The organism is Rhodococcus sp. WB9 (assembly GCF_007558985.1).
Lineage (GTDB): Bacteria > Actinomycetota > Actinomycetes > Mycobacteriales > Mycobacteriaceae > Rhodococcus_F > Rhodococcus_F opacus.
In genome coordinates, this window is the sequence record NZ_CP041769.1 from 4,180,208 (window position 1) to 4,207,186 (window position 26,979).

The 26,979-nt window shown below is 69.5% G+C and carries 1 protein-coding gene; it reads right to left on the bottom strand.

Going from position 1 to position 26,979, the window contains the following annotated elements; translation table 11 throughout:
• Nucleotides 1-23: 23 nt before the first annotated feature.
• On the bottom strand, nt 24-26,816 hold the full coding sequence (locus tag FND50_RS19425) for a non-ribosomal peptide synthase/polyketide synthase (RefSeq protein ID WP_144286766.1): 26,793 nt from the start codon (nt 26,814-26,816) through the stop codon (nt 24-26).
• Nucleotides 26,817-26,979: the final 163 nt, after the last annotated feature.

Genomic DNA, 26,979 nt, shown 5'->3' on the forward strand with positions numbered 1-26,979 from the left:
GGGCCCGCCGCAACGAAATCGGGTCAATGCGTGCTCAGGTAATCCTCGAGGACCGGCCCCACCACGGCCAGGACCTCGGGTTCGATCATCTGGTTGTGCTCGCACTCGATCTTCACTTCCCGGATGCCTCCGGTGACGGAACTCCGCCACTCCTCGGGTGAATGCTGGTCCGTCGACGCCGATCCGGCGGCGGCGGCGGTGAAGAACAGCAGATCCCCGTCGAACACCTGCGGGCGGAAGTTGTTCATGATCCGCGAGGAGTTCGTGAATCCGGCGCTGATCCGCTCGAGGTGCTGCGGCGTCAGTCCCGTCTTCTGCCCGAATGCGTCGTCCAGCAACTCGACCGCGCGCTCGTAGGTGAGTTCCTCTCCGGAGACGGACTCGAGGTCCAGTCCGAGCCCGTGGAGCAACTCGGACACGGTGAGACTCTCCGGGCCCTGGTCGGTCCCGTTCGTCACGTAGCTGTCCATGACGGCCAGCGTGTCGACCGCCTCGCCTTCCCGCCGCAGTTCGACGGCCATCGCGTGGGCGATGACGCCGCCGAGCGACCAGCCCAGCAGGTGGTAGGGCCCGTGCGCCTGGACCTTGCGCATCTCCAGCACGTACTGGTGCGCCAGCTGCTCGATCGAGTCGAAGCTCGGGCCGCCGCTGATGATCGGCAACTGCAGGCCGAACGCCGGCCGGTCCTGCGAGAGGTGCTGCAGGAGTCCCGCATAACCCCACGACAGGCCGATGCCGGGATGGATGCAGAACAGGGGCGGCTTCTCCCCTGTCGGCCGCAGCGGGATGACCACACCGAGCGCCTCGTCCACCGGCGACCCGGCCGCGTTCTCGGTGTCGACCCGCAGTGCCAGGCCCGCGGGTGTCGGGTCCAGGAACATGGACTGCAACGGGATCTGCCGTCCGAGGCGTTCCTGCAGCACCGTGATCACCCGGGTGGCGACGATCGAGTTGCCGCCGAGGTCGAAGAAACTGTCGGCGGTGCCGACCCGGTCGACGCCCAGCACTTCGGCGAAGGCCTCGACGATGATCCTCTCGGTCGCCGTCGTCGGGGCCCGGAAGGCTGCGCCGGTGGTGCCGAACTCGGGCGCGGGCAGCGCCTTGCGGTCGAGTTTGCCGACCGGGGTCATCGGGATCTGATCGAGGACGACCACGGCCGACGGGACCATGTGCGCGGGCAGGCGGTCGGCCGCGTGGGTACGCAACTCCGCCGGCTCGAGATCGTGTCCCTCGGCCGCCCGCACGTACGACGCGAGGAGCGTGTCCCCGGACGGTCCGGTGTGACCGATGGTGGCCGCGAACGCGACCGCGGGGTGGCGGGCGAGGACGGCGTCGATCTCACCGAGTTCGATGCGGAATCCGCGGACCTTCACCTGGAAGTCGGTGCGGCCGATGTACTCGATGGTGTGGTCGCCGCGCCAGCGCACCACGTCGCCGGTGCGGTACATCCGGCGACCGGGCTCTCCGAAGGGGCAGGCGACGAACCGCTCCGACGTCAGCGCCGACCGGTTGTGGTACCCGCGTGCCAGTCCGGGTCCCGTGATGTACAGCTCGCCGGGCACACCCACCGGGACGGGCTGCAGGCGTTCGTCGAGGACCAGCGAACCGAATCCCAGCGCGGGGGCACCGATGTTCACGACGCCACCCGGACGCATCGGGGCGCTGACGCTCGCCTGGATGGTGGTCTCCGTGGGCCCGTACCCGTTGTGCATGTTGCGGTGCTTGCCCCAGATCTCCACCAGTTCGGGCGGGCAGGCCTCACCGGCCACCGCGAGGACGCGGAGCGATTCGAGTCCCACGTCCTCGATGGACGACAGCGCGGTGGGTGTGATGAACGCGTGCGTCACCGCGTTGCGGCGGAACAGGTCCGCCAGTTCCGTGCCACCGAAGACGGTGGGCGGCACGATCACGACCCGGGCCGACGCCCCGAACGCCATCATCAGCTCGAAGATCGACGCGTCGAAGCTCGGGGACGCCAGATGCGAGACCCGCGAGTCGTGCGTGACCTGGAACCGTTCGTGTTCCTCCGCGGTGAGGTTGGCCATGCCGCGGTGAGTGACGATGACGCCCTTCGGTTTACCGGTCGATCCCGACGTGTAGATCAGGTACGCCGGATTGGCCAGATGGAGGGGGCGCGGGCGGTCGGCGTCCGTGACCGGCGCCGAGGAGACGGCCGCGACCTGCTCGGCGAACGACTCGTCGTCGAGCACCAGCCACTGCACGGTGTCCGGCAGATTGTCGCGACGATCGGCGACGGTCAGGCCGACGGACGCGCGGCAGTCGGTCAGCATGTAGTCGATGCGGTCCCGCGGGTAGGTCGGGTCGACGGGCACGAACGCCGCACCCGACTTCGCGACCGACCAGATCGACACCACTTCCTCGATCGATCGCGGCATACCGATCGCCACGAACGTCTCCGGCCCGACGCCTTGGGCGCACAGCACCCGCGCCAGCCGGTTGGACCATTCGTCGAGTTCGCGGTAGGTGACCTGCCGGTCCTCGAAGGACAACGCGATCGAATCGGGGTCGAGTGCCGCGGCGGCCGTCAGCAGGTCGGGCCACACCTCAGGGCGCACGTCGGGCTTGCCGCGCGCCGGGACCATCTCCTCGATCTCCGCGTCGTCGAGCAGCGGGAGGGTGCCGATCGGCCGGTCCGGGTCGGCGGTGACGGCCGCGAGGATCCGGACGAAGCGGTCCGCGATCGAGCGTGCCGTGGCGGGGTCGAAGAGGGAGACTGCGAAGTCGAGTCCGCCGGCGACACCCGCGGGCGCGCCGTCCTGATCGAACCGCTCGGCCAGGATCACCTCGAGATCCTCTTTCACCACCTTGGTTTCGAGGTCGACGTTCTCGACCCGCAGGCCCGGCAGTTCCAGTGTCGGGTTCTCGTTGTTCTGGAATTCGAGGGCCACCTGGAACAGCGGTGAGTACGACGTGGACCGGGTCGGGTTGAGTTCCTCGACGAGCCGCTCGAACGGCAGGTCCGAGTGCTGGAACGCGGCCAGGTCGGTTTCCCGGATCCGTTGCACCAGTTCGGTGAACGTCGACGCCGGGTCGATCCGGTTCCGCAGGACCAGCGTGTTGACGAACATGCCGACCATGTCGTCCAGGGCGGCTTCACCGCGCCCGGCGACGGGGGTGCCGATGACGACGTCGTCGGTGCTGCCGAGCCGCGCGAGCAGCACGGCCAGCGCGGCGTGGACCGCCATGAACATGGTGGCGTTGTTGGCCCGGGCCAGTGCCGTCAGCCGTTGATGGATGTCGGCGTCGATCGCGAACTCGACCCGATCGCCCTCGAACGTCTGCTGGATCGGGCGCGGTCGGTCGGTCGGCAACTGGATGACGTCCGGCACGCCGGCCAGCGTCTCCGACCAGAACCGCAACTGCTGGTTGATCATCGACTCGGGATCGTTCTCCGAGCCGAGTCCGGCGTGCTGCCACAGCGTGTAGTCGGCGTACTGGACGTGCAGCGGATCCCACTGCGGGCCGTCGCCGCCGAGCCGTGACGAGTACGCCACCATGACGTCGCGGGCGAGCGGCGCCAGGGAGAAGCCGTCCGCGCTGATGTGGTGCACCACGATCGTCAGCACGTGATGGTCGGGCGCAATCCGGAACAGCGCCGCCCGGACCGGCACGTCGGTGCTGACGTCGAACCCCCGGGACACCAGATCCATGATGTGCCGCGGCAGGTCCTCCGCCGCCACCGCGACCGTGTCGACCTCCGGTTGCGTATCGGCGGCGGGCAGGATCCGCTGGGTCGGTTCGCTGTCGACCGTCGGGAAGACGGTGCGCAGCGTTTCGTGACGTTCGAGGACGTCGGCCATCGCCAGCCGCAGGGCGTCCTCGTCCAGGGCCCCGGTCAGCCGGACGGCCAACGGAATGTTGTAGGCCGGTGAGGACGTGTCGAACTGGTTGAGGAACCACATCCGCTTCTGCGCCAGCGACAGCGGAATCCGGTCGGGCCGTTCGACCGGCGCGAGCGCGGGACGGGCGCCGCCGCTCACGCTGTCGGCGACACGTGCGGCCAGCGACCGGACGTCGGGCGCCTCGAACAAGGCGCGCACACCGATGTCGGTGTCGAGGGCGTCCCGCAACCGTGCCGTGACCCGGGTGGCGACCAGCGAGTTTCCACCGAGATCGAAGAAGTTGTCGTCGATGCCGATCCGTTCGATACCGAGGACGTCGGCGAAGATGTCCACGATCGTGCGTTCGAGATCGTTGGTCGGCGGCTGGAACTCGGTGGTGGTGACGTGGAACTCGGGCGCGGGCAGCGCCGATCGGTCCAGTTTGCCCACCGGGGTCAACGGGATCTCGTCCAGGAACATGACGCTCGTCGGCACCATGTGCGCGGGGAGCCGGGTCGACAGGTGCGCGGTCAGCTCGGCCGGGTCGATGCCGCCGGCCGTGTTGGGCAGCAGGTAGGTCACCAGCACCGTGTCACCGGACGGGCCGGGAACACCGAGGGTCGCGGCGAAGCTGACCCCGGGGAACGCGGCGATCTCGTTGTCGATCTCGCCGAGTTCGATGCGGAATCCGCGGATCTTCACCTGGAAGTCGCTGCGGCCCACGTACTCGACGGTGTGGTCGGCACGCCACCGGACGATGTCGCCGGTGCGGTACATCCGCTCCCCCGCCTCCCCGAACGGGTTGGCGACGAACCGCTGGCTGCTCAGTTCCGGGCGGCGGTGGTAGCCGCGGGCGAGACCCGCACCGGTGATGTACAGCTCGCCGGGCACCCCGACGGGCACCGGCTGGAGACGTGAATCCAGCACGAGCTCACCGACTCCGCGGATCGGGCCGCCGAGGGTGATGGGTTCGCCCACCGTCATCGGGTCGCTGATGTTGGCCATCACCGTGGTCTCGGTGGGGCCATATGCGTTGGACAGCTGCCGGCCGGGCGCCCAGCGGGTCACCAGTTCCGGCGGGCACGCCTCGCCGCCGAACACGACGTGCTGGAACTCGTCGAGCCCCTCCGGGTCGACCGTGGACAGCGCCGCGGTGGTGACGAAGGCGTGGGTGACGTGTTCGGACCTGATCAGTTCGGCCAGTTCCGCTCCGCCGTACACCGTCGGCGGTGCGATCACCATCGTGGCGCCGACCCCGAACGCCTGCAGGTACTCGAACACCGACCCGTCGAAGCTGGGCGTCGAGAAGTGCAGTGTGCGGGACGTCTGCGCGGCGGCGAAACGCTGCCGCTGGTCCTCGGCGAAGTTGTCGAGGCCCTCGTGGGTGACCACGACGCCCTTCGGCTTGCCCGTCGAACCGGAGGTGTAGACGATGTAGGCGGCGTTGTCGAGGCTTATCGGCGATCGTCGATCCGAATCGGCCACCGGCAGAGCAGGTTTCGACTGGCATGCCTTCTCGAACTTGGGCGAGTCGAGCTGCAGCCACGGCACCGAGTCGGGCAGCGCCTTCTCGTACGCGGCCATGGTCAGTCCGATGGTGGCACCCGAATCGGTGAGCATGTGCTCGATACGGTCCATCGGGTAGTTCGGGTCGACGGGGACGAATGCGGCGCCCGTCTTGGCCACCGCCCACACGGCGAGGACCGACTCGATCGACCGGGGAATGCCGAGCGCCACGAACGTCTCCGGGCCGGCGCCGCGGGAGATGAGGACCCGGGCGAGCTGGTTGGAGCGTTCGTTGAGTTCCCGGTAGGAGACGTTGCGGCCCTCGAACGTCAGCGCCGTGCGGTTCGGATCCAGCGCGGCGGCGTCCTCGAAGATCTGCGGCAGCGTCCGGACCGAGAACCCCGGGCGGCCGCGTACCGGCGCGAACTCGGCGAGTTCGGCCTCGGTGAGCAGTTGCATGTGGGCCAGCGGAATCTCGGGCCGGTCGACGAGGGCGTCGAGCACCCGCTGCAGCCGGTCCGCGATCTCGTCGACGGCGCTCTCCTCGAACACCTCGGGGAGGTACTCGAACTTGAAGTTCAGCCGCGCGTCCCCGGAGGCGACGACGGCGAGCGGGTAGTGCGCGGAGTCCTTGCCGTCGATGCCGGTGACGAACATCCCGGCGATGTCGGTCTGTTCCGTCAGCCCCGCCTCATCCACCGGGTACGACTCGAACACGGTCAGCGTGTCGAAGGCACCGCCGCCGCCGACCGCCGACTGGATGTCGGTCAGGCCCAGGTAATGGTGATCGAGCAGCGCGGCCTGCTCGCTCTGCACACGTTCGAGCAGCTCGCCCAGCGACTCCCACGGGTCGAGGGTCACCCGCACCGGCAGGGTGTTGATGAACAGACCCACCATCGATTCGATGCCCGCGATCTGCGGCGGCCGGCCCGAGACCGTTCCGCCGAACACTACGTCGGAGCGGCCGATCAAGCCGCCCAGCACGATTCCCCACGCCGTCTGGACGACCGTGTTGAGGGTGAGCCCGCGTTCCCGGCTCAGGTCCCGCAACCGGGTGGTCTGCTCCTCCGACAGGGTGAAGGCCGTTTCCTCCGCGACAACGGAGTGCGCCTCACCCCGCTCCAGCGGGGCCAGGAGGGTCGGCTCCTCGACCCCGTCGAGCGCGGTGCGCCAGGCGTCGAGGGAGTCCGTGGTGTCGTGGCGCTTCATCCACGACAGGTAGTCACGGTAGGAATGGACCCGCGGCAGCAGGCTGCCGTCGGCGTCCAACGCGTACAGGGTCAGCAGGTCGCGGATGACCAGCGGAGTCGACCAGCCGTCGAGCAGGATGTGGTGGTTGGTCAGGATCAGCCGGTAGTCGTCCTCGGTGAGCCGGACGAGGGCGAGGCGCAGCAACGGCGCGTTCGCCATGTCGAACTTCACCGACCGGTCCCGTGCCACGATCCGGTCGTATTCGCGGGTGGTCTCGTCGGGGTCGAGTGCCGAGAGGTCGAACTCCGACCACGGCAGTTCCACGTGCTGCTGGATGATCTGGGCAGAGGCGCCCGCACTGTCGTGGACGAACGCGGCCCGCAGGTTGGGGTGCCGGTCCAGCAGGGCCTGCCCGGCCCGGCGGATCCGGTCCGGGTCGACGTCGCCGCGCAGTTTCAGCGCCAGCTGCACCAGGTACGGGTCGACCGTGGCGTCCGAGAACTGGGCGTGGAACAGCAGCCCGGACTGCAGCGGTGACAGCGACCAGATGTCCGACAGCGCCGGGAACCTGGTCTCGAGCCGGTCGATCGCGTCCTGGTCGAGGGTGACCAGATCGAGGTCGGACGGGGTCACGCCGCCGGCGTCGGGTCGCGCGACGTGAGCGGTCAGCGCGGTCAGGGCCTGCACCCACAGGTCGGCGAGCGTGCGGACCTCGGACGGGGTGAGGACCCCGGTCGGGAACGCCCACGTGGCCCGCAACCGGTTGCCGTCGGCCCCGGTGCCGGTGACGGCGTTGATGTCGAGCGCCGACGCCACCGGGATGTCGGAGGCCGGAATGTCGTCGAGCTTCGTGTCCGTCACCGGAACCCAGGCGTGACCGTGGATGTCGGTGGACGTCGCGCCGCCCAGCCGGCCCAGGTAGTTGAACGTGACCTGCGGCTTCGCCAGCGCACGCAGCTGATCGGCGCTCTCCGGGTCCAGGTAGCGGAGCATGCCGTAGCCGATGCCGTGGTCCGGGATCGCGAGCAGCTGTTCCTTGATCGCCTTGATCGCGGACCCGGCGGCCCTGCCACCGGCGAACGCGTCGTCGAGGTCGATGCCCGACAGGTCGAGACGCACCGGGAACATCGCCGTGAACCAGCCGACGGTGCGGCCCAGATCGGCGCCCGGCAACACCTGGTCCTCGCGGCCGTGACCTTCGAGACTGACCAGCGACTCCCGGGTGAAGTCGCCGTGAGTGCGCCGCCACTGGGCCAGTGCCAGCGCCAGCGCGGTGAGCAGTCCGTCGTTGACGCCGCCGTGGTACGCCTCGGGGACACGGGTCAGCAGTGCGTCCGTGACGTCGGCGGGCACCTCCACCGTGACCTTCTCGACTGTCCCTGCCACGTCGATCGCGGCGTCGAGTGGACGCGATCCGATCAGCGGGTCGTCGGCTTCGAGCACCCGGCGCCACAGTTCGATCTCGTCGGCGCGGTCGCGTGTCGCCTCGACGAGTCCGTGCGACCAGCGTCGCATCGACGTGCCGACCGGCTCGAGGACCGGTTCCTGACCCGAGGAGACCTGCGCCCACGCGGTCGCCAGGTCGGGGACGAGGATCCGCCACGACACGCCGTCGACCACCAGGTGGTGGGCGACGACCAGCAGCCGCCCGCCCTCGTCGCCGGCGTCGAACCACACCATCTGCAGCATCACGCCGGCCTCGGGGTCCAGTCGTCCTGCCGCGGCATCGAGTTCCCGGGTCGCGGTCTCCGCGAACCCGGAACCGACGACCGACGCGACCTCGACCCGGTGCAGCACGTCGTCGACGTCGACCGCGCCCACGGCCTGCACCTCGATCCGCCACTGCGGCTCGGCACCGAGGAGACGCGCCCGCAGCATGTCGTGGTGATCCACGACGGCCGCGATCGTGCGCTTCAGCAGTGTCTCGTCGGCCGCGGCGGGCAGGGAGAGCAGCGCGGTCTGGGTGTAGCGGCGGAAGTCGCCGCCCCGTTCGAGCAGCCACGCGGTGATCGGGGTGATCGGCATCTCGCCGATCCCGCCGCCGGGCAGTTCGTCGAGCACCACCACGTCGGCGGCGCCCGCCCAGGAGGCGGCCACGGCGAGCGCGGCAACGGTCTTGGCTTCGAACACGTCCCGCGGGGTGAGCACCACGCCCGCCGCCTTCGCGCGGGCCACCAACTGGATCGACATGATGCTGTCGCCGCCGAGTGCGAAGAACGAATCGTCCACACCCACCGATTCCAGACCGAGCACCTCGGCGAACAGACCGGCGAGGACGGTTTCCATCTCCGTGGCCGGGGCGCGGCCCGCCGACACCCGGGCCCCGAAGTCGGGTTCCGGCAGCGCGCGGCGGTCGAGTTTGCCGTTGCTCGTCAACGGCAGTGCGTCGAGCACCACGAGGGTGGCGGGCACCATGTACGAGGTGAGCTGGGTGCCGACGAATTCGAGCGCCGAGGACACCTCGACGGTGGCGCCGGATTCCGGAACCACGTAGCCGATCAGTCGGTGACCGCCGTGCCCGTCGTCGCGGGTGAGGACGACGGCCTGAGCGATGCCGCGGTACCGGAGCAGCGCGGATTCGATCTCGCCGAGTTCGATGCGGAAACCGCGGATCTTCACCTGGAAGTCGCTGCGGCCCAGGTACTCGAGCTGGCCGTCGGTGTTCCAGCGCGCCAGGTCACCCGTGCGGTACATCCGGGCCCCGGGACGGAGCGGGTCGGCCACGAACCGGGTCGAGCTGAGCCCGGCCCGGCCGAGGTAACCGCGGGTCACCTGGTCACCCGAGACGTACATCTCCCCGATGGTGCCCGGGGGAACCGGGTGCAGGCGCCGGTCGAGGACGTGTACGTGCAGTCCGGCGATTCCGCGGCCGATCACGCTGGCCGACGCCGACTCGGCAAACTCGCGGTCGAGCGCCAGATAGCTGACGTGGACCGTCGTCTCGGTGATGCCGTACATGTTCACCAGGGTCGGGGCGGAGTCGTCGTGCCGGGAGTACCAGCGGCCGAGCTGTCCGAGGTCGAGAGCCTCACCACCGAAGATCACGTACCGCAGCGCCAGTGCCGCGGCGTTCACGTCGATCTCCGAGACGATGCGGTCGGTCTCGGCGAGCTGATAGAACGCGGTCGGGGTCTGGTTGAGGACGGTGACCTGCTCGTTCCGCAGGAGTTCGTGGAACATTTCCGGCGACCGCGCCGTGTAGTAGTCGACGACGACGAGTCGGCCGCCGTAGAGCAGCGGACCCCACAGCTCCCACACGGAGAAGTCGAATGCGTACGAGTGGAACATCGTCCACACGTCGTTTTCGTCGAACCCGTAGAGCGGCTGTGTGTTCGCGAACAACGTCAGCACGTTGCGGTGCGAGACGACCACGCCCTTGGGGCGGCCGGTCGACCCGGAGGTGTAGATGACGTACGCCACCGACGAGGAGTCGAGCGGTGTCACCCGGTCGGCGTCGGTGATCGTCGCCGGCGACTGATGCACGAGGTCCGCGGTGGTCTCGGGGTCGTCGAGCAGGATCGCCGGGGTCTCCGAGTCGGGCAGGGCGGAGACGTCTCCCGTGGTGGTGATGACACAGTTCGGTGCGGCGTCCTCGAACACGAACGCCAGCCGGTCCGCCGGGTAGGTGATGTCGACGGGCAGGTAGCCGCCGCCGGTCTTGATCACCGCAAGCAGAGCGATGATCAGATCGCAGGTGCGTGGAAGTGCCACGGCCACCAGCGTTTCCGGCCCCACTCCCTGGGCGATGAGCAGGCGGGCCAGCCGGTTCGACCGGGCGTCGAGCTCGGCGTAGGTCAGTGCCACGTCCTCCGACGTCACGGCCGTGGCGTCGGGGAACCGGGCCACGCTCTGCGCGAAGCGGTCCGCGAGGGTGTCGGTGCCCGCGTCGAGTCCGGCGGTGTTCCATTCGGTCGCCATCGCCGACCGCTCGGCGGCGTCGGTGATCACGATGTCACCGACCGGGGCGTGCGGGTCGGAGGTGACGGCGCCGAGGATGCGCAGGAACCGGTCGGCGAACGTGCGGACGGTGCCGGCGTCGAACAGGTCGGTGGCGAAGATGAACGACGCGGCGATACCCGACGCCACCCCGTCCGCGTCGAATCCTTCCTCGACGCTGAGCTGCAGGTCGAACTTGGCGACCTCCAGATCGAAATCGACGGCGGCCGCGGTCAGTTCCGGGAGCTCGAGCCGCGGTGTCTCGTTGTTGCGGAACTCGAGCAGCGCCTGGAACAGCGGCGAGTGCGCGGTGGAGCGCTCCGGCGCGAGGACGTCGACGAGCCGCTCGAACGGCAGGTCCGAATGGTGGAACGCGGCGAGGTCGGTGGCCCGCACCTGATCCATCAGGGCACCGAAACCCTCCGCCGGGTCGACGGCGCTCCGCAGCACCAGGGTGTTGACGAACATGCCGACCATGTCGTCGAGTGCCGCGTCACCACGGCCCGCGATAGGGGTGCCGACCGCGATGTCCTCGGTGGACGACAGCGCGGACAGCAGCACCGACAGGGCCGCGTGGACGGCCATGAACATGGTGGAGTTGTGCTTGCGCGCCAACGCCGCCAGCGCCCGGTGTACGTCCGCCGGAATCGTGAAGTCGACCTGCGCACCGCGGAACGACTGCTGGACCGGTCGCGCCCGGTCGGTCGGCAGCTGCAGGAGTTCGGGCAGGTCGGCCAGCTGATCCGTCCAGTACCGGAGTTGCTGGGAGATCAGCGATTCGGCGTCGCTCTCGTCGCCCAGCAATTGGAGCTGCCACAGCGTGTAGTCGGCGTACTGCACCGACAGCGGGTTCCACTGCGGCGCGCTCCCCGCGATGCGGGCCGCGTACGCGGTCATGACGTCCCGGGCGAGCGGGGTGAGCGAGAACCCGTCGGCGCAGATGTGGTGCACCACGATCACGAGCACGTGATCGTCGGGGGCGAGTGCGAACAGCGCCGACCGCATCGGCACGTCGGCCGTCACGTCGAAGCCGGCGGTCGCGAGACCGGCGATGTGCCCCCGGAGTTCGTGCTCGGACACCTCGACGATCTCGAGGTTCGGCGTCCACTGACCGGGTGAGAGCACCACCTGGGTCGGTTCGCCGTCGTGGGACGGGAACACGGTCCGCAACGATTCGTGGCGGACGAAGACGTCCGTCACCGCTGCACGCAGCGACTCCACGTCCAGGTGACCGGTCAGCCGCACGGCCAGGGGGATGTTGTAGGCCGCCGAGGACGTGTCGAACTGGTTGAGGAACCACATCCTCTTCTGCGCCAGCGACACCGGCACGTGCGCGGGCCGCGGGACCGGACCGAGCGGGATCCGGACGTGGGCGCCGTCCTGCGCGGGTGCGAATGCCGTCGACTCGATGAGGCGGGCCAGCTGATGGATCGTCGGTGCCTCGAACAGGGTGCGGACGCCGATGTCGGTGTCCAGTTCCGCGGTCAGGCGTGCGGCGACACGGGTTGCGATCAGCGAGTTTCCGCCGATGTCGAAGAAGTTGTCGTCGATGCCGACTCGTTCGATTCCCAGGACCGTCGTGATGACGTCGGCGATCGTGTGTTCGAGGACCGTCGACGGCGGCCGGAAATCGTCCGACGTGGGCAGGAACTGCGGTTCGGGCAACCCGGCCCGATCGAGCTTGCCGACCGGGGTCAGCGGGATCTCGTCGAGGATCATGATGCTCGACGGCACCATGTGCGCGGGCAGCAGGTTCGCCGTCCACTCCTTCAGTTCCGGCGGTTCGAGCACCGACCCGGCCTCAGGCAGCACGTAGGACACGAGCACGGTGTCGCCGGCGGGGCCGGGGCGCCCGAGTGTGACGGCGAACGACACGGACGGGTGCGCGGCGAGTGCGCTGTCGATGTCGCCGAGCTCGATGCGGAAGCCGCGGATCTTCACCTGGAAGTCGGTGCGGCCCAGGTATTCGACCGTGTGATCGGACCGCCACCGCGCGAGGTCGCCGGTGCGGTACATCCGGTCGCCGGGGTCACCGTAGGGGTTGGCGACGAACCGCTCGCTGGTCAGCCCGGCGCGTGCATGGTAGCCGCGGGCCAGGCCCTCACCGGAGATGTAGAGCTCGCCGGCGACGCCGACGGAGACCGGTTGCAGCCGCGAGTCGAGAATCACCTCGGAGACGCCGCGGACGGGGGCACCGATGGTGACCGTCTCCCCCACCTGCAGGTGGTCGCTGAGGTTGCTCATGATCGTGGTCTCGGTGGGACCGTAGCCGTTGTACATGGTGCGGCCCGGTGCCCAGCGGGTCACCAGCTCCGGAGGAACCGCCTCACCGCCGGCGACCACGTTCTGGAACACCTCGAGCCCCTCGGGGTCCACGGAGGCCAGCGCCGCGGGGGTGACGAACCCGTGGGTGACGCCCTCGGTGCGGATCAGCTCCGCGAGTTCCTCGCCGCCGTACACGGACGGCGGCACGATCACCATCGTCGCGCCGACGGCGAACGACAGGAGGTATTCGAGGACGGAAGCGTCGAAGCTCGGTGAGGAGAAGTGCAACGCCCGCGACGTCGAATCCGTCGCGTAGCGGGTCCGCTGCTCCTCGGCGAAGTTGTCGAGACCGCGGTGGCTCACCACCACGCCCTTCGGCTTGCCGGTGGAACCGGACGTGTAGATGACGTACGCGGGGTGTGCGAAGCGCAGGGGCGCGACGCGGTCGTCGTCGGTCACGGTGTCGGTGGACATCGCCCGAATGGCGGCGTCGGTGTCTGCGTCGTCGAGGGTCAGCCAGCTGACCGTGTCCGGGAGCCGGCCGTGATCGGCGTCCAGGCGGAGACCGAACGTGCACCCGGAATCCGTGACCATGTGCTCGACCCGCTCGCGCGGGTAGGTCGGATCGACCGGAACGAACGCCGCGCCGGTCTTGGTGATCGACCACACCGCGAGGACCGATTCGATGGACCGTGAGATACCCAGGGCCACGATGTCTTCCGGTCCGACGCCGCGATCGATGAGCAGGCGCGCGAGCTGGTTGGACCGTTCGTCGAGTTCCCGGTAGGACATCCGGCGGTCGCCGAACACGAGGGCGGTGGCGTCGCCCGACGTCGCGGCCGTGTCGGTGAACATCTGCGGCAGTGTGCGCACGGAGCGGCCGGGCACGCCGCGGGCCGGAACCAGTTCGGCTTCCTCTGCCTCGGTGAGCAGGCGCAGCTGCGCGAGCTTCATCCCGGGGTGCTCGGCGAGCGCGATCAGTGCCCGGATGATCCGGTCGCCGATCCGCTCGACGTCGGCCCGGTCGAACAGTTCCTCGACGTACTCGAGCTTCAGCTGCAGATTCTCGTGTGCCGAGGCGATCAGCGCGAGCGGGTAGTGGGCGGCGTTCGCGCTGTCGTGCACGTCGAGGACGTGCATGCCGGCGATGTCGGTCTGATCGGTCAGCCCCTCTCGGTCGACGGGATACGACTCGAACACCGTCAGCGTGTCGAAACCGGCACCGGGACCGGCCACCGACTGGATGTCCGTCAATCCGACGTAATGGTGGTCCAGCAGCGCGGCTTGCTCGCCCTGAATGCGTTCGAGCAACTCCCCCAGCGTTTCCCGCGGATCGAGAACCACCCGCACCGGCAGTGTGTTGATGAACAGACCCACCATCGACTCGATTCCGGCGATCTGCGGAGGTCGACCCGACACCGTCCCACCGAAGACCACATCGGAGCGGCCGACCAAGCCGCCCAGCACGATTCCCCACGCGGTGCGGATCAGGGTGCTGAGGGTCAGACCGTGCTCGCGTGCGAGCACACTCAGCTGATCGGTGCGGTCGACGTCGAGTTCGACGAGCAGTTGACCGGACTGCGTGTCGCTCTGCACCGACGCGTCGGCAGGGGCGAGCAGCGTCGGCTCCTCCACCCCGGCGAGGGCGCGCTGCCACACACCGAGCGAGTCCTCGGTGCTGCGGTGCGACATCCAGGCGAGGTAGTCGCGGTACGGGTGCACCCGCGGTAGCGCCGTGGCGTCACCTTCCGTGGCGTACAGGGTCAGGAGGTCGCGGATCAGGAGCGGCATCGACCAGCCGTCGAGCAGGATGTGGTGATTGGTGACGATCAGGCGCTGCTCGTCCCCACCGATCTGGATCAGCATGAACCGCAACAGCGGCGGGGTGGCCATGTCGAACCCGCGGCGCCGGTCGGCGTCGAGGAGTCGCACGATCTCGGCTTCGCGGCTCTCCGCGTCTAGACCGGACAGGTCGATCTCGGTCCAGGGCAGTTCCGCATACCCGTGGATCGCCTGGACGGGGGTGCCGCCCTCGTCGTAGACGAACGACGCCCGCAGGTTCGCGTGCCGGTCGAGCAGGGCCTGCCCGGCCACCCGCATGCGGGACGGCACGGCACCGCGCAGTTCGAGTGTCACCTGCACGGTGTACGAGTCGATCGTCTGATCGGCCAGCAGTGCGTGGAAGAGCAGTCCGGACTGCAGCGGCGACAGCGACCAGATGTCGGACAGCGCCGGGAAGCGCGATTCGATGCGGTCGATGGCGTCCTGGTCGAGGCTCACGAGTTCGAGGTCGGACGGGGTCACGCCGCCGGCGTCGGGGCGGGCCGCGTACGTCGTGAGCGCGGTGAGCGCCCGGACCCACAGTTCGGCGAGTTCCCGGACCTCGGCGACGGTCAGGACACCGGCCGCGTACGCCCAGGTGGCGCGCAGCTGCGGCCGGTCGTCCACCTCGGTGGTGACCGCGTTGACGTCGATGGCCGAGGTGACCGGGGTGTCGAGGTCCTGCGCGCGGTCCATGTCGACTTCACCGGTCGGCGTCCAGCCGGCGCGGGTGGCCGCCTCGGACAGGTCGGCGGCGAAGCGTCCCAGGTAGTTGAAACTGATCTGTGGCAGCGAGCGGGCCGCGAGCAGCGGTCCGGTGTCGGCGTTGAGGTACCGCAGCATGCCGTAACCCATGCCGTGGTCCGGGATCGCGAGCAGCTGTTCCTTGATCGCCTTGATCGCGGACCCGGCGGCCTTGCCACCGGCGAACGCGTCGTCGAGGTCGATGCCCGACAGGTCGAGACGCACCGGGAACATCGCCGTGAACCAGCCGACGGTGCGGCCCAGATCGGCGCCCGGCACGACCTGGTCTTCACGGCCGTGTCCCTCGAGGCTCACCAGGGTGCCCTCGACGGACCTGCCGTGCATGGTGTGGCCGCGGGAGCGCCGCCACTGGGTGACCGCCATCGCCAACGCGGTGAGCAGTCCGTCGTTCACGCTGCCGTGGATCGCCTCCGGTAGAGCCGTGAGGACGGCCTCGCTGACCTCGGCGGGCAGCTGGACCGTGACGCGGCCGACGGTCGCGTTGACGTCGATGTCGGGGTCGAGCGGACGGCTGCCGACGAGCGGGTCCTCGCAGTCGAGGATGCGCTGCCACAGGTCCAGTTCGCCTGCCCGGTTCGCCGCCTCGTCGACCAGTCCGTGCGCCCACCGGCGCATGGACGTGCCGACCTGTTCGAGGACCGGTTCCTGGCCTGCCGAGATCTGCGCCCACGCGGTCGCGAGGTCGGGGACGAGGATGCGCCACGACACACCGTCGACGACGAGGTGATGCGCGACGACGAGCAGTCGGCCACCGGATTCCCCTGCGTCGAACCACACCACCTGCACCATGACGCCGGCCGCGGGATCGAGGCGGTCCAGCGCGGCGTCGAGTTCCGCGATCACGGTCGCCGCGAACGCCCGGGTTCCCGGGGCCGTGGAGACGGCGACCCGGCGGATCAGGTCCTGCGCGTCGACCGCACCGACCGGGCGGACGGCGAGGTGCGAGTCCTCGGCGGAGACGATCAGCTGCGCGCGCAGCATGTCGTGCCGGTCGAGGACGGCCTGGAACGTGGCGATCAGGGGTTCGAGTTCGCGGAGGTTCGGCGGTGCGGTCAGCAGCGCGGACTGCGACATCCGGTTGAACTCGCCGCCCCGTTCGAGCAGCCACTTCGTGATCGGGGTGGTCGGCATGTCGCCGACTCCGCCACCGGGCAGCTCGTCGAGCACGACGATGTCGGCGGCGCCCACCCACGACGCCACCGCGGCGAGACCGGCAACGGTCTTGGCCTCGAACACGTCCCGCGGGGTCAGCACCACACCCGCAGCCTTCGCGCGGGCCACCAACTGGATAGACATGATGCTGTCGCCGCCGAGGGCGAAGAACGAATCCTCGACACCGGCGGTTTCCAGACCGAGGACCTCGGCGAACAGTCCGGCGAGCACCTCCTCCATCTCCGACACCGGCGCGCGGCCGGTCGATACCCGGGCCCCGAAGTCCGGCTCGGGCAGCGCGCGGCGGTCCAGCTTGCCCGCGGGAGTGAGCGGCAACTCGTCGAGGACGATCAGTGCGGACGGCACCATGTACGGGGCGAGGAATCCGCCGACGAAATCGAGGACCGCCTCCGGGTCGAGTTCCGCGCCCGCCGTAGGGACGAGGTACCCGACCAGCCGGTTGGCGCCGGTGCTGCCCTTGTGCGCGGACACCACCGAACGGGCGACTCCCGGGTAGCGCGTGAGTGCGGTCTCGATCTCGCCGAGCTCGATGCGGAACCCGCGGATCTTCACCTGGAAGTCGCTGCGGCCCAGGTACTCGAGCTGACCGTCACCGTTCCAGCGCGCCAGGTCTCCAGTCCGGTACATGCGGGCGCCGAGGCCCCCGTACGGGTTGGCGACGAAACGCTCCGCCGTCGTGCCCGCCCGGTCCTTGTAGCCGCGGGCCAGACCGGAACCGGTGACATACAGCTCGCCGGTCACCCCGTTGGGCACCGGGTGCAGGCGTGAATCGAGCACCATCTCCCCGGTTCCCATCGGCGGACGGCCGATGGTGACACCCTCACCGGGAAGCATCGGTCCCGTCACGCTCGACACGACCGTCGCCTCGGTTGGGCCGTAGGCGTTGAACATCCGCCTGCCCCCGGTCACCCACTGCGCCACCAGCTCCGGCGGGCAGACGTCGCCGCCGGTGGCGACGCACTCGAGCTGGTCGAGGCCCGCGGGGTCCACCGACGCCATGGCGGCGGGGGTGATGAACGCGTGCGTGACCCGGCCCTCCCGGAGCACGTCGGCGAGTTCGGTGCCGCCGATGACGGACGCGGGCGCGATGACCATGGTCGCGCCGGAGCCGACCGCCAGCAGCAGTTCCAGGATCGACGCGTCGAAGCTCGGCGACGAGAAGTGCAGCGTGCGCGACCGCGGGGTGACCCCGAAGCGGACGCGTTCATCGGTCGCGAAGTTCGCCAGGCCGCGGTGGGTGACGACGACACCCTTCGGGGTGCCGGTGGACCCGGACGTGTAGATCAGGTACGCCGGGTTCTCCAGCGCGAGCGGGTGTGTCCGGTCGGCGTCCGTGACGACTGCGGCGGAGTGCGCACTCACCTCGTCGTCGAATCCGGGTGCGTCGACCACGACGTAGGACGTGCAGTCCGGCAGCGTGGGACGGAACTCGGCGACGGTGAGCGCGAGTGCCGCACCGGAGTCGCTGAGCATGTGGACGATCCGGTCGGTCGGGTAGTTCGGGTCGACCGGGACGAACGCGGCACCGGTCTTGGCGACCGCCCACAGTGACAGGACCGACTCCGGCGACCGCGCCAGCGCCAGCGCGACCACCGATTCGGGGCCGATGCCGCGCCCGATCAGCAAGCGGGCGAGACGGTTCGACTGCTCGTCGAGTTCGCGGTACGTCACCTCGCTGCCCTCGTAGGACAGCGCGGCCGCCTTGGGGTCCACGGAGGCCGCGGCCGCGAGCAGTTCGGGCAGGGTCCGCGGTTCGGCGTCGGGTCCGTCCATCACCGGGGTGAGCGCCGCACGTTCGGACGCCACCATCAGGTCGATGTCGCCGACGACCATGCCCGGCTCGGACGTCACCGCGTCGAAGATCCGCTGCAGGTAGTCGGCGAAACCGGCGATCGTGGACGCGTCGAACAGGCTCGACGCGTACGTGAAGGCCGCGGAGATCCCGGCGGGCTCTCCCGACACCCCGAATTCCTCGGTGAGGGTGAGTTGCAGGTCGAAGTTGGAGATGTCGGTGGCCAGGTCGAGGCCGGTGACGGTCAACCCGGGCAGCTCCAGCCGCGGCCGCTCGTTGTTGCGGAACTCGAGCACCACCTGGAACAGCGGCGAATGCGACGTCGCGCGTTCGGGCGAGATCGCATCGACCAGTCGCTCGAACGGCAGATCGGCGTGGTGGAAGGCGCTCAGGTCGGCGTCGCGGACCGTGGACAGCAGGTCGGTGAACGTGTCGGCCGGTTCGACCGGGGTGCGCAGCACCAGGGTGTTGACGAACATGCCGACCATGTCGTCCAGGGCGGCGTCACCACGACCGGCGATGGGGGTACCCACCGACACGTCGTCCGTGTCGCCCAGCCGTGCCAGCAGCACGGCCAGCGCCGCGTGGACGGCCATGAACACACTCGAATTGTGTTCGCGGGCAGTCGTGATCAATCGGCCGTGCACCTGTGGGTCGATGCTGAACGAGTAGATGCCGCCGCGCATCGACTGCTGCGTGGGGCGGGGGTGGTCCGTCGGCAGCGCGAGCAGTTCCGGAAGCCCGGCGAGCGTGTGCGTCCAGTAGTCGAGCTGGGCGGCCAGCAGGCTGTCGGGGTCGTCGGCATTGCCGAGTACCCGGTGCTGCCAGAGCGCGAAATCGGCGTACTGCACCGGCAGCGGCGTCCAGTCCGGTGCCTGTCCCCCGGTGCGGGCCGCATAGGCGGTCATCACATCCCGGGCGAGCGGGGCCATGGAGAAGCCGTCGGCGCTGATGTGGTGGACGACGATGACGAGAACGTGCTCGCCGGGATCGGTCCGGAACAGGGCGGCGCGCACCGGCACCGACACCGTGACGTCGAAACCGGCGCCCGCCAGTCGCGAGATGTGCTCGGGCAGCTCGGCTTCCGTTGTCGCTATCGGCGACAGATCGGGCACCACGTCCTCGGTCGGCAGGATCACCTGGACGGGTTCGCCCTCCACCATCGGGAACCGGGTGCGCAGCGACTCGTGCCGGTCCATCACGTCGGCGACGGCGTCCTGCATCGCGTCCTCGTCGAGGTCACCCGTCAACCGCACCGCGAGCGCGATGTTGTAGGCCGGGGAGTCGAGGTCGAACTGGTTGATGAACCACATGCGCTTCTGCGCCAGCGAGACCGGCAGTCGGTCGGGGCGCACCCCGGCCACCAGCGGCGGGCGTTCGGCGCCCTGCACGGCCTCGGATTCGATCCGGGTGGCGAGGGTCGCGACGGTCGGGGCGTCGAATATCTCCCGGACCCCGATCCGACTGCCCAACGCGGCATTGACCCGCGCCACCAGCCGGGTGGCCACCAATGAGTTGCCGCCGAGGTCGAAGAAGCTGTCGTACACGCCGATACGGGGTGCGTCGAGCAGATCCGCGAAGATCGACGCGAGGATCTCCTCGATCGGGTTGCGCGGGGTGACGAATTCGGCGGACGGGCTGAGGAATTCAGGTTCGGGCAGTGCGCCCCGGTCCAACTTGCCGGTGGCCCCGAGCGGGAACCGGTCGAGGACGATGATCCGAGTCGGCACCATGTAGGCGGGCAGCGCCTCCGCCGCCGCGTCGCGCACGACGGCGGTGTCGATGTCGGCGCCTGCGACGGGGATCACGTAACCGACGAGGCTTTCGCCGGTGGCCTCGCTGCGATGCACGGTCACGACGGCCTGCGCCACCGACGGGTGCGCCAGCACCGCCGCCTCGACCTCGCCGAGTTCGATGCGCTGACCGCGGAGCTTGACCTGGAAGTCGCGGCGGCCGATGTATTCGATGTTGCCGTCGGCACGCCAGCGGACGACGTCGCCGGTGCGATACATCCGCTGTCCCGGCGCGCCGAACGGGTTCGCCACGAACCGGTCCGACGTCAGATCGCTGCGCCCGACGTACCCGCGGGCCAGCTGGATGCCGGCCAGGTACAGCTCGCCGTGCACCCCGACCGGCACCGGGTGCAACCGGGAGTCGAGGACGTACACCTGCGTGTTCCACACGGGCGCGCCGATCGGGACCGAGGCCCGGTCGCCTTCCGTGCACTCCCAGTAGGTGACGTCGACGGCGGCCTCCGTCGGGCCGTACAGGTTGTGCAGCGCCGCGGAACCGAATTCCCGGAATGCGTCGGCGGTGGCGGGCGGGAGCGCCTCACCGCTGCAGAACACCTGACGCAGCGAACCGCAGAGTTCCGGTTCGGCGCCCGCCGTGAACACCGCCAGCATCGACGGCACGAAGTGCATGGTGGTGACCTGGTGGTCGGCGATGATGTGGGACAGGTACGTCGGGTCGCGGTGTCCGTCCGGCGCGGCGAGGACGAGTCGCGCACCGACCTCGAGCGGCCAGAACAGTTCCCACACGGACACGTCGAACGTGACGGGGGTCTTCTGCAGCACCACGTCCGTGTGGTCCATCCGGTACGTGTCCTGCATCCACAGCAACCGGTTCACGATCGCGCGGTGGCTGACGGCGACACCCTTGGGCCGGCCCGTCGATCCGGACGTGTAGATCACGTAGGCGGTCGAATCGGGGTGGATCGGACCGCCCCGCTCGGTGTCGGTGATCGGGGTGCTCGGCCGCCGGGACAGGTTCAGGGTGTCGATCTCGATCACGGACGCACCGGCCGCGCCGTCGATGCCCTCGCACCGGTCGCGGGAGGCGGTGAGAACGCATACGGGTTCGGCACTCTCGATCACGTAGGCGATCCGCGACGCCGGGTGGTCGGGGTCGAGCGGAACGTACGCCGCCCCGGTCTTCTCCACCGCGTAGATCGCGATCATCAGCTCGAGCGAACGGCGCAGGGCGACGGCGACCCGGGATTCGGGTCCGACGCCGCGCGCCAGGAGTTCGCGGGCCAGCCGGTTGGCGCGGGCATCGAACTCCGCGTACAGCAGTTCCTCTTCGGCGAACACCACGGCGACGGCGTCCGGGGTCCGTGCCACCTGCGCCTCGAACAGGCTGACCAGGGTCGCCGAGTCCGGTACGGCGACGTCGGTGTCGATCCACTGCTCGAGCATCCGGTGGGTCTCGTCCGCGCCGATCAGGTCGATGTCGCCGACCTTCGCATCCGAACCGGCGGTGATGGTCTCGAGCAGGGTGACGAAGCGTTCGGCCAGCGCCGTCATCGTCGGCGGGTCGAACAGTTCCGACGCGTACGAGAATTGGACGTCGATCGCACCCGGGGCGCCGGATTCCTCGGTGTGCTCGGTGAGGATGACCTGCAGGTCGAACTTGGCGGCACCGGTCTCGAGGGCCTCGACCTCCACGTCGAGGCCGGGCAGCTCGAGCCGCGTGTTCGCGAATCCCTGCAGCACCAGCATCACCTGGAACAGCGGTGAATGCGCCTCGGAGCGGGTCGGCTTCAGTTCGTCGACGAGCCGCTCGTACGGCAGATCGGTATTGCTGAACGCCTCCAGATCCACGGAGCGGGTGTGCGAGAGGATCTCGGGGAAGCTGCGATCGGGGTCGACGGTGGTGCGCAGGACGACAGTGTTGACGAACATGCCGACGACGTCGTCGAGTTGCCGTTCGCCACGTCCGGAGACCGGGGATCCGATCGACACGTCGGACGACCCGCTCGACCGGGACAGCAGGACCGCGAGGGCGGCGTGCACCACCATGAACAGGCTGGCGTCGTTGGCGCCTGCGATCTCGAGCAGCGCGGCGTGGATGCGCGCCGGGATGGAGAAGTCGGCGGTGGCGCCGATCATCGACTGCCGGGCCGGGCGCGGCCGATCGGTCGGCAGATCCATGACCTCGGGGGCGCCGTCGAGGGTGCGGGCCCAGAACGCCAGCTGCCGGGCGAGGAGGCTCGTCGGATCGTCGGGGGAACCGAGCAGCTCGCGCTGCCACACCGCGAAGTCGGCGTACTGCACCTCGAGCGGCGCCCACTGCGGCGTGTCGCCTGCGGCACGGGCGTGGTAGGCGACCATCACGTCCCGGGTCAGCGGTGTCATCGACAGGCCGTCGGCGGCGATGTGATGCACCACGAAGACCAGCACGTGATCGTCGGTCGCGGTGCGGTAGAGCTCCGCCCGGATCGGCGGTTCGACGGTGACGTCGAACCCCGCTGCGGCGTCGGCGATCAGGCGGGATTCGAGCTCGTACTCGGCCACCTCGACCGCGTCGAGGGGCGGGCTCACCTCCGCGACCGGCAGAACCACCTGGATGGGACCGTTGGGGGTGTTCGGGAACACCGTCCGCAGCGACTCGTGCCGGGTCAGGACGTCACTCACCGCGGTCCGCAGCGCCTCCACGTCGAGTGTGCCGCGCAGCCGGATTCCGACGGGAATGTTGTATGCGGGCGAGGCGGTGTCGAGCTGGTTGATGAACCACATCCGCTGTTGCGCCAGCGACACCTGCACCGGACCGGACCCCGCCCGCGGAGCGAGCACGGGCCGGGCGGAGGTGCGGGGCCCGAGAGCGTCCACGCGGGCACTGAGCAATGCGACGCTGGGCGCCTCGAACAGATCGAGCACCCCGATCTCCGTGCTCAGGGCCGCGTTGACCCGGGACACCACGCGGGTCGCGACGAGGGAGTCGCCGCCCAGGTCGAAGAAGCTGTCGTCGACGCCGATCCGCTCGACGCCCAGAAGCGCCGCGAACACCTCCGCGATCTGCATCTCGGTGGGTGTCACCGGCGCCCGGTAGACGGTGGAGGTGGCCTCGAACTGCGGCTCCGGCAACGCCTTCCGGTCGAGTTTGCCCGCCGGGGTCAGCGGGACCTCGCGGAGCACCATCACCCGGGCGGGCACCATGTGCGCGGGCAGCGCTGCTGCGGCGTGTTCGAGGATGTCGCCGACGACGACGTCCGTCCCGTCCTCGGGGAGCACGTAGGTCACCAGCACCGTGTCGCCGGACGGTGCGGTCCGTCCGACCGTGGTCGCGAACGCGACACTCGGGTGCGAGCGGACGACGGCGTCGATCTCACCGAGTTCGATGCGGAAACCGCGGATCTTCACCTGGAAGTCGGTGCGGCCCAGGTATTCCAGCTGACCGGTGGCGTTCCACCGCGCCAGGTCGCCGGTGCGGTACATCCGCTCGCCCGGCGCACCGTGGGGGTCGGCGACGAACCGTTCGGCCGTCGGGATCGACCGATTGTGGTACCCACGTACCACACCGTCGCCGGTGATGTACAGCTCGCCGGGGACCCCTCTCGGGACGGGGTGCAACCGCGAATCGAGCACCAGCAGACCGCAACCGCGGGACGGGCGGCCGATCGTCACCGGTTCACCGACCGTCAACGGTCCTGCCACGCTCGCGACGACGGTGGCCTCGGTCGGTCCGTATGCGTTGAACATGACCCGCCCCGGCGCCCACTGTGCCACCAGCGCAGGCGGACAGCTCTCGCCACCGGTGACGACGCACCGGATGTGGTCGAGCCCGGTGGGATCGACGGATGCCAGCGCGGCCGGGGTCACGAACGCGTGCGTCACCCGTTCGCGGCGCAACAGGTCCGCGAGTTCGGTGCCGCCGTACACCGTCGACGGTGCCACCACCATCGTGGCACCGGCACCCACGGCGAGAAGCAGTTCCAGGATGGACGCGTCGAAACTCGGCGAGGAGAAGTGCAGGGTGCGAGCCCCCACGGTCACGTCGAACCGCTGGCGCTCGTCCTCGGCGAAATTCGCCAGGCCGGCGTGGGTCACGACGACACCCTTGGGTGTGCCGGTGGAGCCGGAGGTGTAGATCAGGTAGGCCGGATCCGCGGTCCGCAACGGGCGGAGACGGTCGGCGTCGGTGACCGCGACGGCCGCGTGCTTCGCCAGGTCCCGGCCGAACGACGCGTCGTCCATCACGAGCCACGGCGTGGTCTCGGGCAGCGACGACCGGTGCGCCGCCACGGTGAGACCGACGACCGCACCGGAATCGGTGAGCATGTGCTCGATGCGGTCGGCCGGATAGTTCGGGTCGACCGGGACGAACGCGGCCCCGGACTTCGCGACCGCCCAGGTGGCCAGCACCGACTCGATCGACCGCGCGATCGCCAGCGCCACAACAGAACCCGGCCCCACTCCGTGGCCGATCAGCATGCGGGCGAGACGATCCGACTGATCGTCGAGTTCGGGGTAGGTCAGCGTGCGTCCCTGGTAGACGAGGGCGTCCCCGGCGCCGCCCGCCTCCACGGCGCGCGCGAGCAGCGCGGGAAGCGTGCGGGGCTCCACCGAGGGCTCGTCGCGGACCGGTGCGAGTTCCGCGTACTCGACCTGCTCGAGGAGGTCGATGTCCCCGACCGGTGCGGCGGGGTCCGACGTCACCGCCTGCAGGATGCGGACGAAGCGCGCGGCGAGCGCCTCCGCGCTGTCACGGTCCCACACGTCCGTGGCGAACCGCAGCCGGCCGTTGATCCCGCCCGTCTCCGATTCGGTGAGGGAGAACACCAGATCCAGTCCCAGGGCCCGATGTTCGCGCTGGATCGGGCTGACCGTCACGTTCCCGGACGTGTCGTGCGGGTGCCCGCCGTCGGTGAATTCGAGCATCACCTGGAACAGCGGCGAGTGCGACGGATCGGATTCGGCCCCGAGGGTGGCAACGAGATCGTCGAAGGGCAGCGCCGCATGCGCGAACGCGGCCCGGTCGGCGTCCCGGACCCGGCTCAGGTGGTCGACGAACGACGATGCGACATCCACCTGCGACCGCAGGACGGTCTTGTTGAAGAATGCTCCGGCTTCCGGGTCGTCGGAATCGGACGCCGCGCGCCCGACGATCGGCGTTCCGATCACGACGTCGTCGGTGTCGCCCAGCCGGCCCAACAGGACCGCGAGTGCGGCGTGCAGCGTGGTGAAGATCCCGGTGCCCGCCTCCTCTGCCAGCTGCGCCGCGCGGCGCTGCACGTCGCCGTCGACGGCGAACCCGACGACCTCGCCCGCCCCGAGCCGCTCGGTCGGGCGGGGCCGGTCCAGCGGCAGTGCCGACACCTCCGGCAGGCCCACCAACTCCCGCTTCCAGAACGCGAGCTGGGCCTCCCGCTCGAGGAACCGCGCGCCGAGGCGTGCGCTCTCGGCGTGGATGTCGGCGGTCCGCGTCTGCGGCTCGGCCGTGACGAACTCCTCGACCAGCTCCACGAACCTGCGGTGGTGTGCGCGCAACTCCTCCGAGCCGTACCGGTTGGGGTTGCCGCGGAAATCGAGGAGCGTCTGGCCGTCACCGCTCTGATAGATGTTGACCAGCAGGTCGTCCACCGGGCCCGACGTCACGATGTGGTATTCGCCCGTGACCGTGCCCAACGTGAACGCCTGATGGAACAGCATGACGTTCACCATCGGACCGGCGAGGCCCTCCGCGGTGCCGGCGAGTCCGGCATCGCGGCGGATGTCCTCGAGACTGCACCGCTGATGGCGCAGCGCACCCATCAGCTCGAGCTGCGTCCGCTGCACGAGCTCGGCCACCGTGTCCTCCGGGCGGACGGTGATCCGCAGCGGGGCGACGTTGACGAGCATGCCACCGGACCGCTGCAAGGGCGCCGTGGTGCGCGCCGACACCGGCAGGTTGATGAGCACGTCCCGCTTGCCCGTCATACGGGACAGGTAACAGGCGAACCCGGCGAGCAGCACGGCCGCCGACGTGGCGCCGACCCGCTGATCCGACTCTCCGAGGAAACCCAGTGCGGTTTCGGAGATTTTCGCGCTCTCGAGCCGGCTCTTCGCCGCCGCGGGCGCGTCGTGGGTGGCGAGTGTCGAACCGTGCTCGATGCCGACAATGCGTTCGGCCCAGTACAACCGGTCGTTCTCGAATCGGTTCGACGCCCGGTACTTCTGGTCCAACTCGTAGAGGTCGCGCAGATCCAGCGCACGGTTCGGTTCCGGTTCGGTGCCCTCGATCGCCGCGGTGTACAGCGCCGCGATCCGGTTCACCATGGTCATACCGCTGTACCCGTCGAGCGCGACATGGTGAATCCTGGTGTACCACAAGTAGTGCTGCTCGCCGACCTGCAGGACGGTCATCTCGACGAGTCGGTCCCGGGTGAGCCGCAGCGGCGTCGCGTAATCCTCGTCGATCCACACCTGCGCGGCGGCCATCGGGTCCGACTCGCCCCGGAAATCGAGGAAGCCGATCGACGGGTCGATGCTGAAATCGACCGCCTGGTAAGGCTCGCCGTCGACGTCCAGCAGTCGCAGGAACGGCGACTGGAACTCCTGACCGGCCCGCACCGCAGCATCGCTCAACAGGTCCAGGTCGATCTCGCCCCGCAACTCGATGTACTGGGCGATGAACTTGGGAACCGTCGGGCTCAGTTGCTGGGCAAACCACATGCTCCGTTGCACCGAGGAGAGCGGGAAGGCCCCTTCGGGAACGTTCACATCTTCGGCGCCGTTATTAGGCTGCGGCGAATTCACACTCGTCATCTCGTTCCCCCAGCGGGTAGAAGACCTTGGATGCGCAAGTCCTGCGCGTGAGACGGACCAACCGACGCCGGTCTCCCACGCTGTACTGATCGTGCTGTACGCGTGGGCCCGGTGTGCGTCGATTCGTGATGTTCGTTTCGGAATCGCCATCGACAGGCGACGG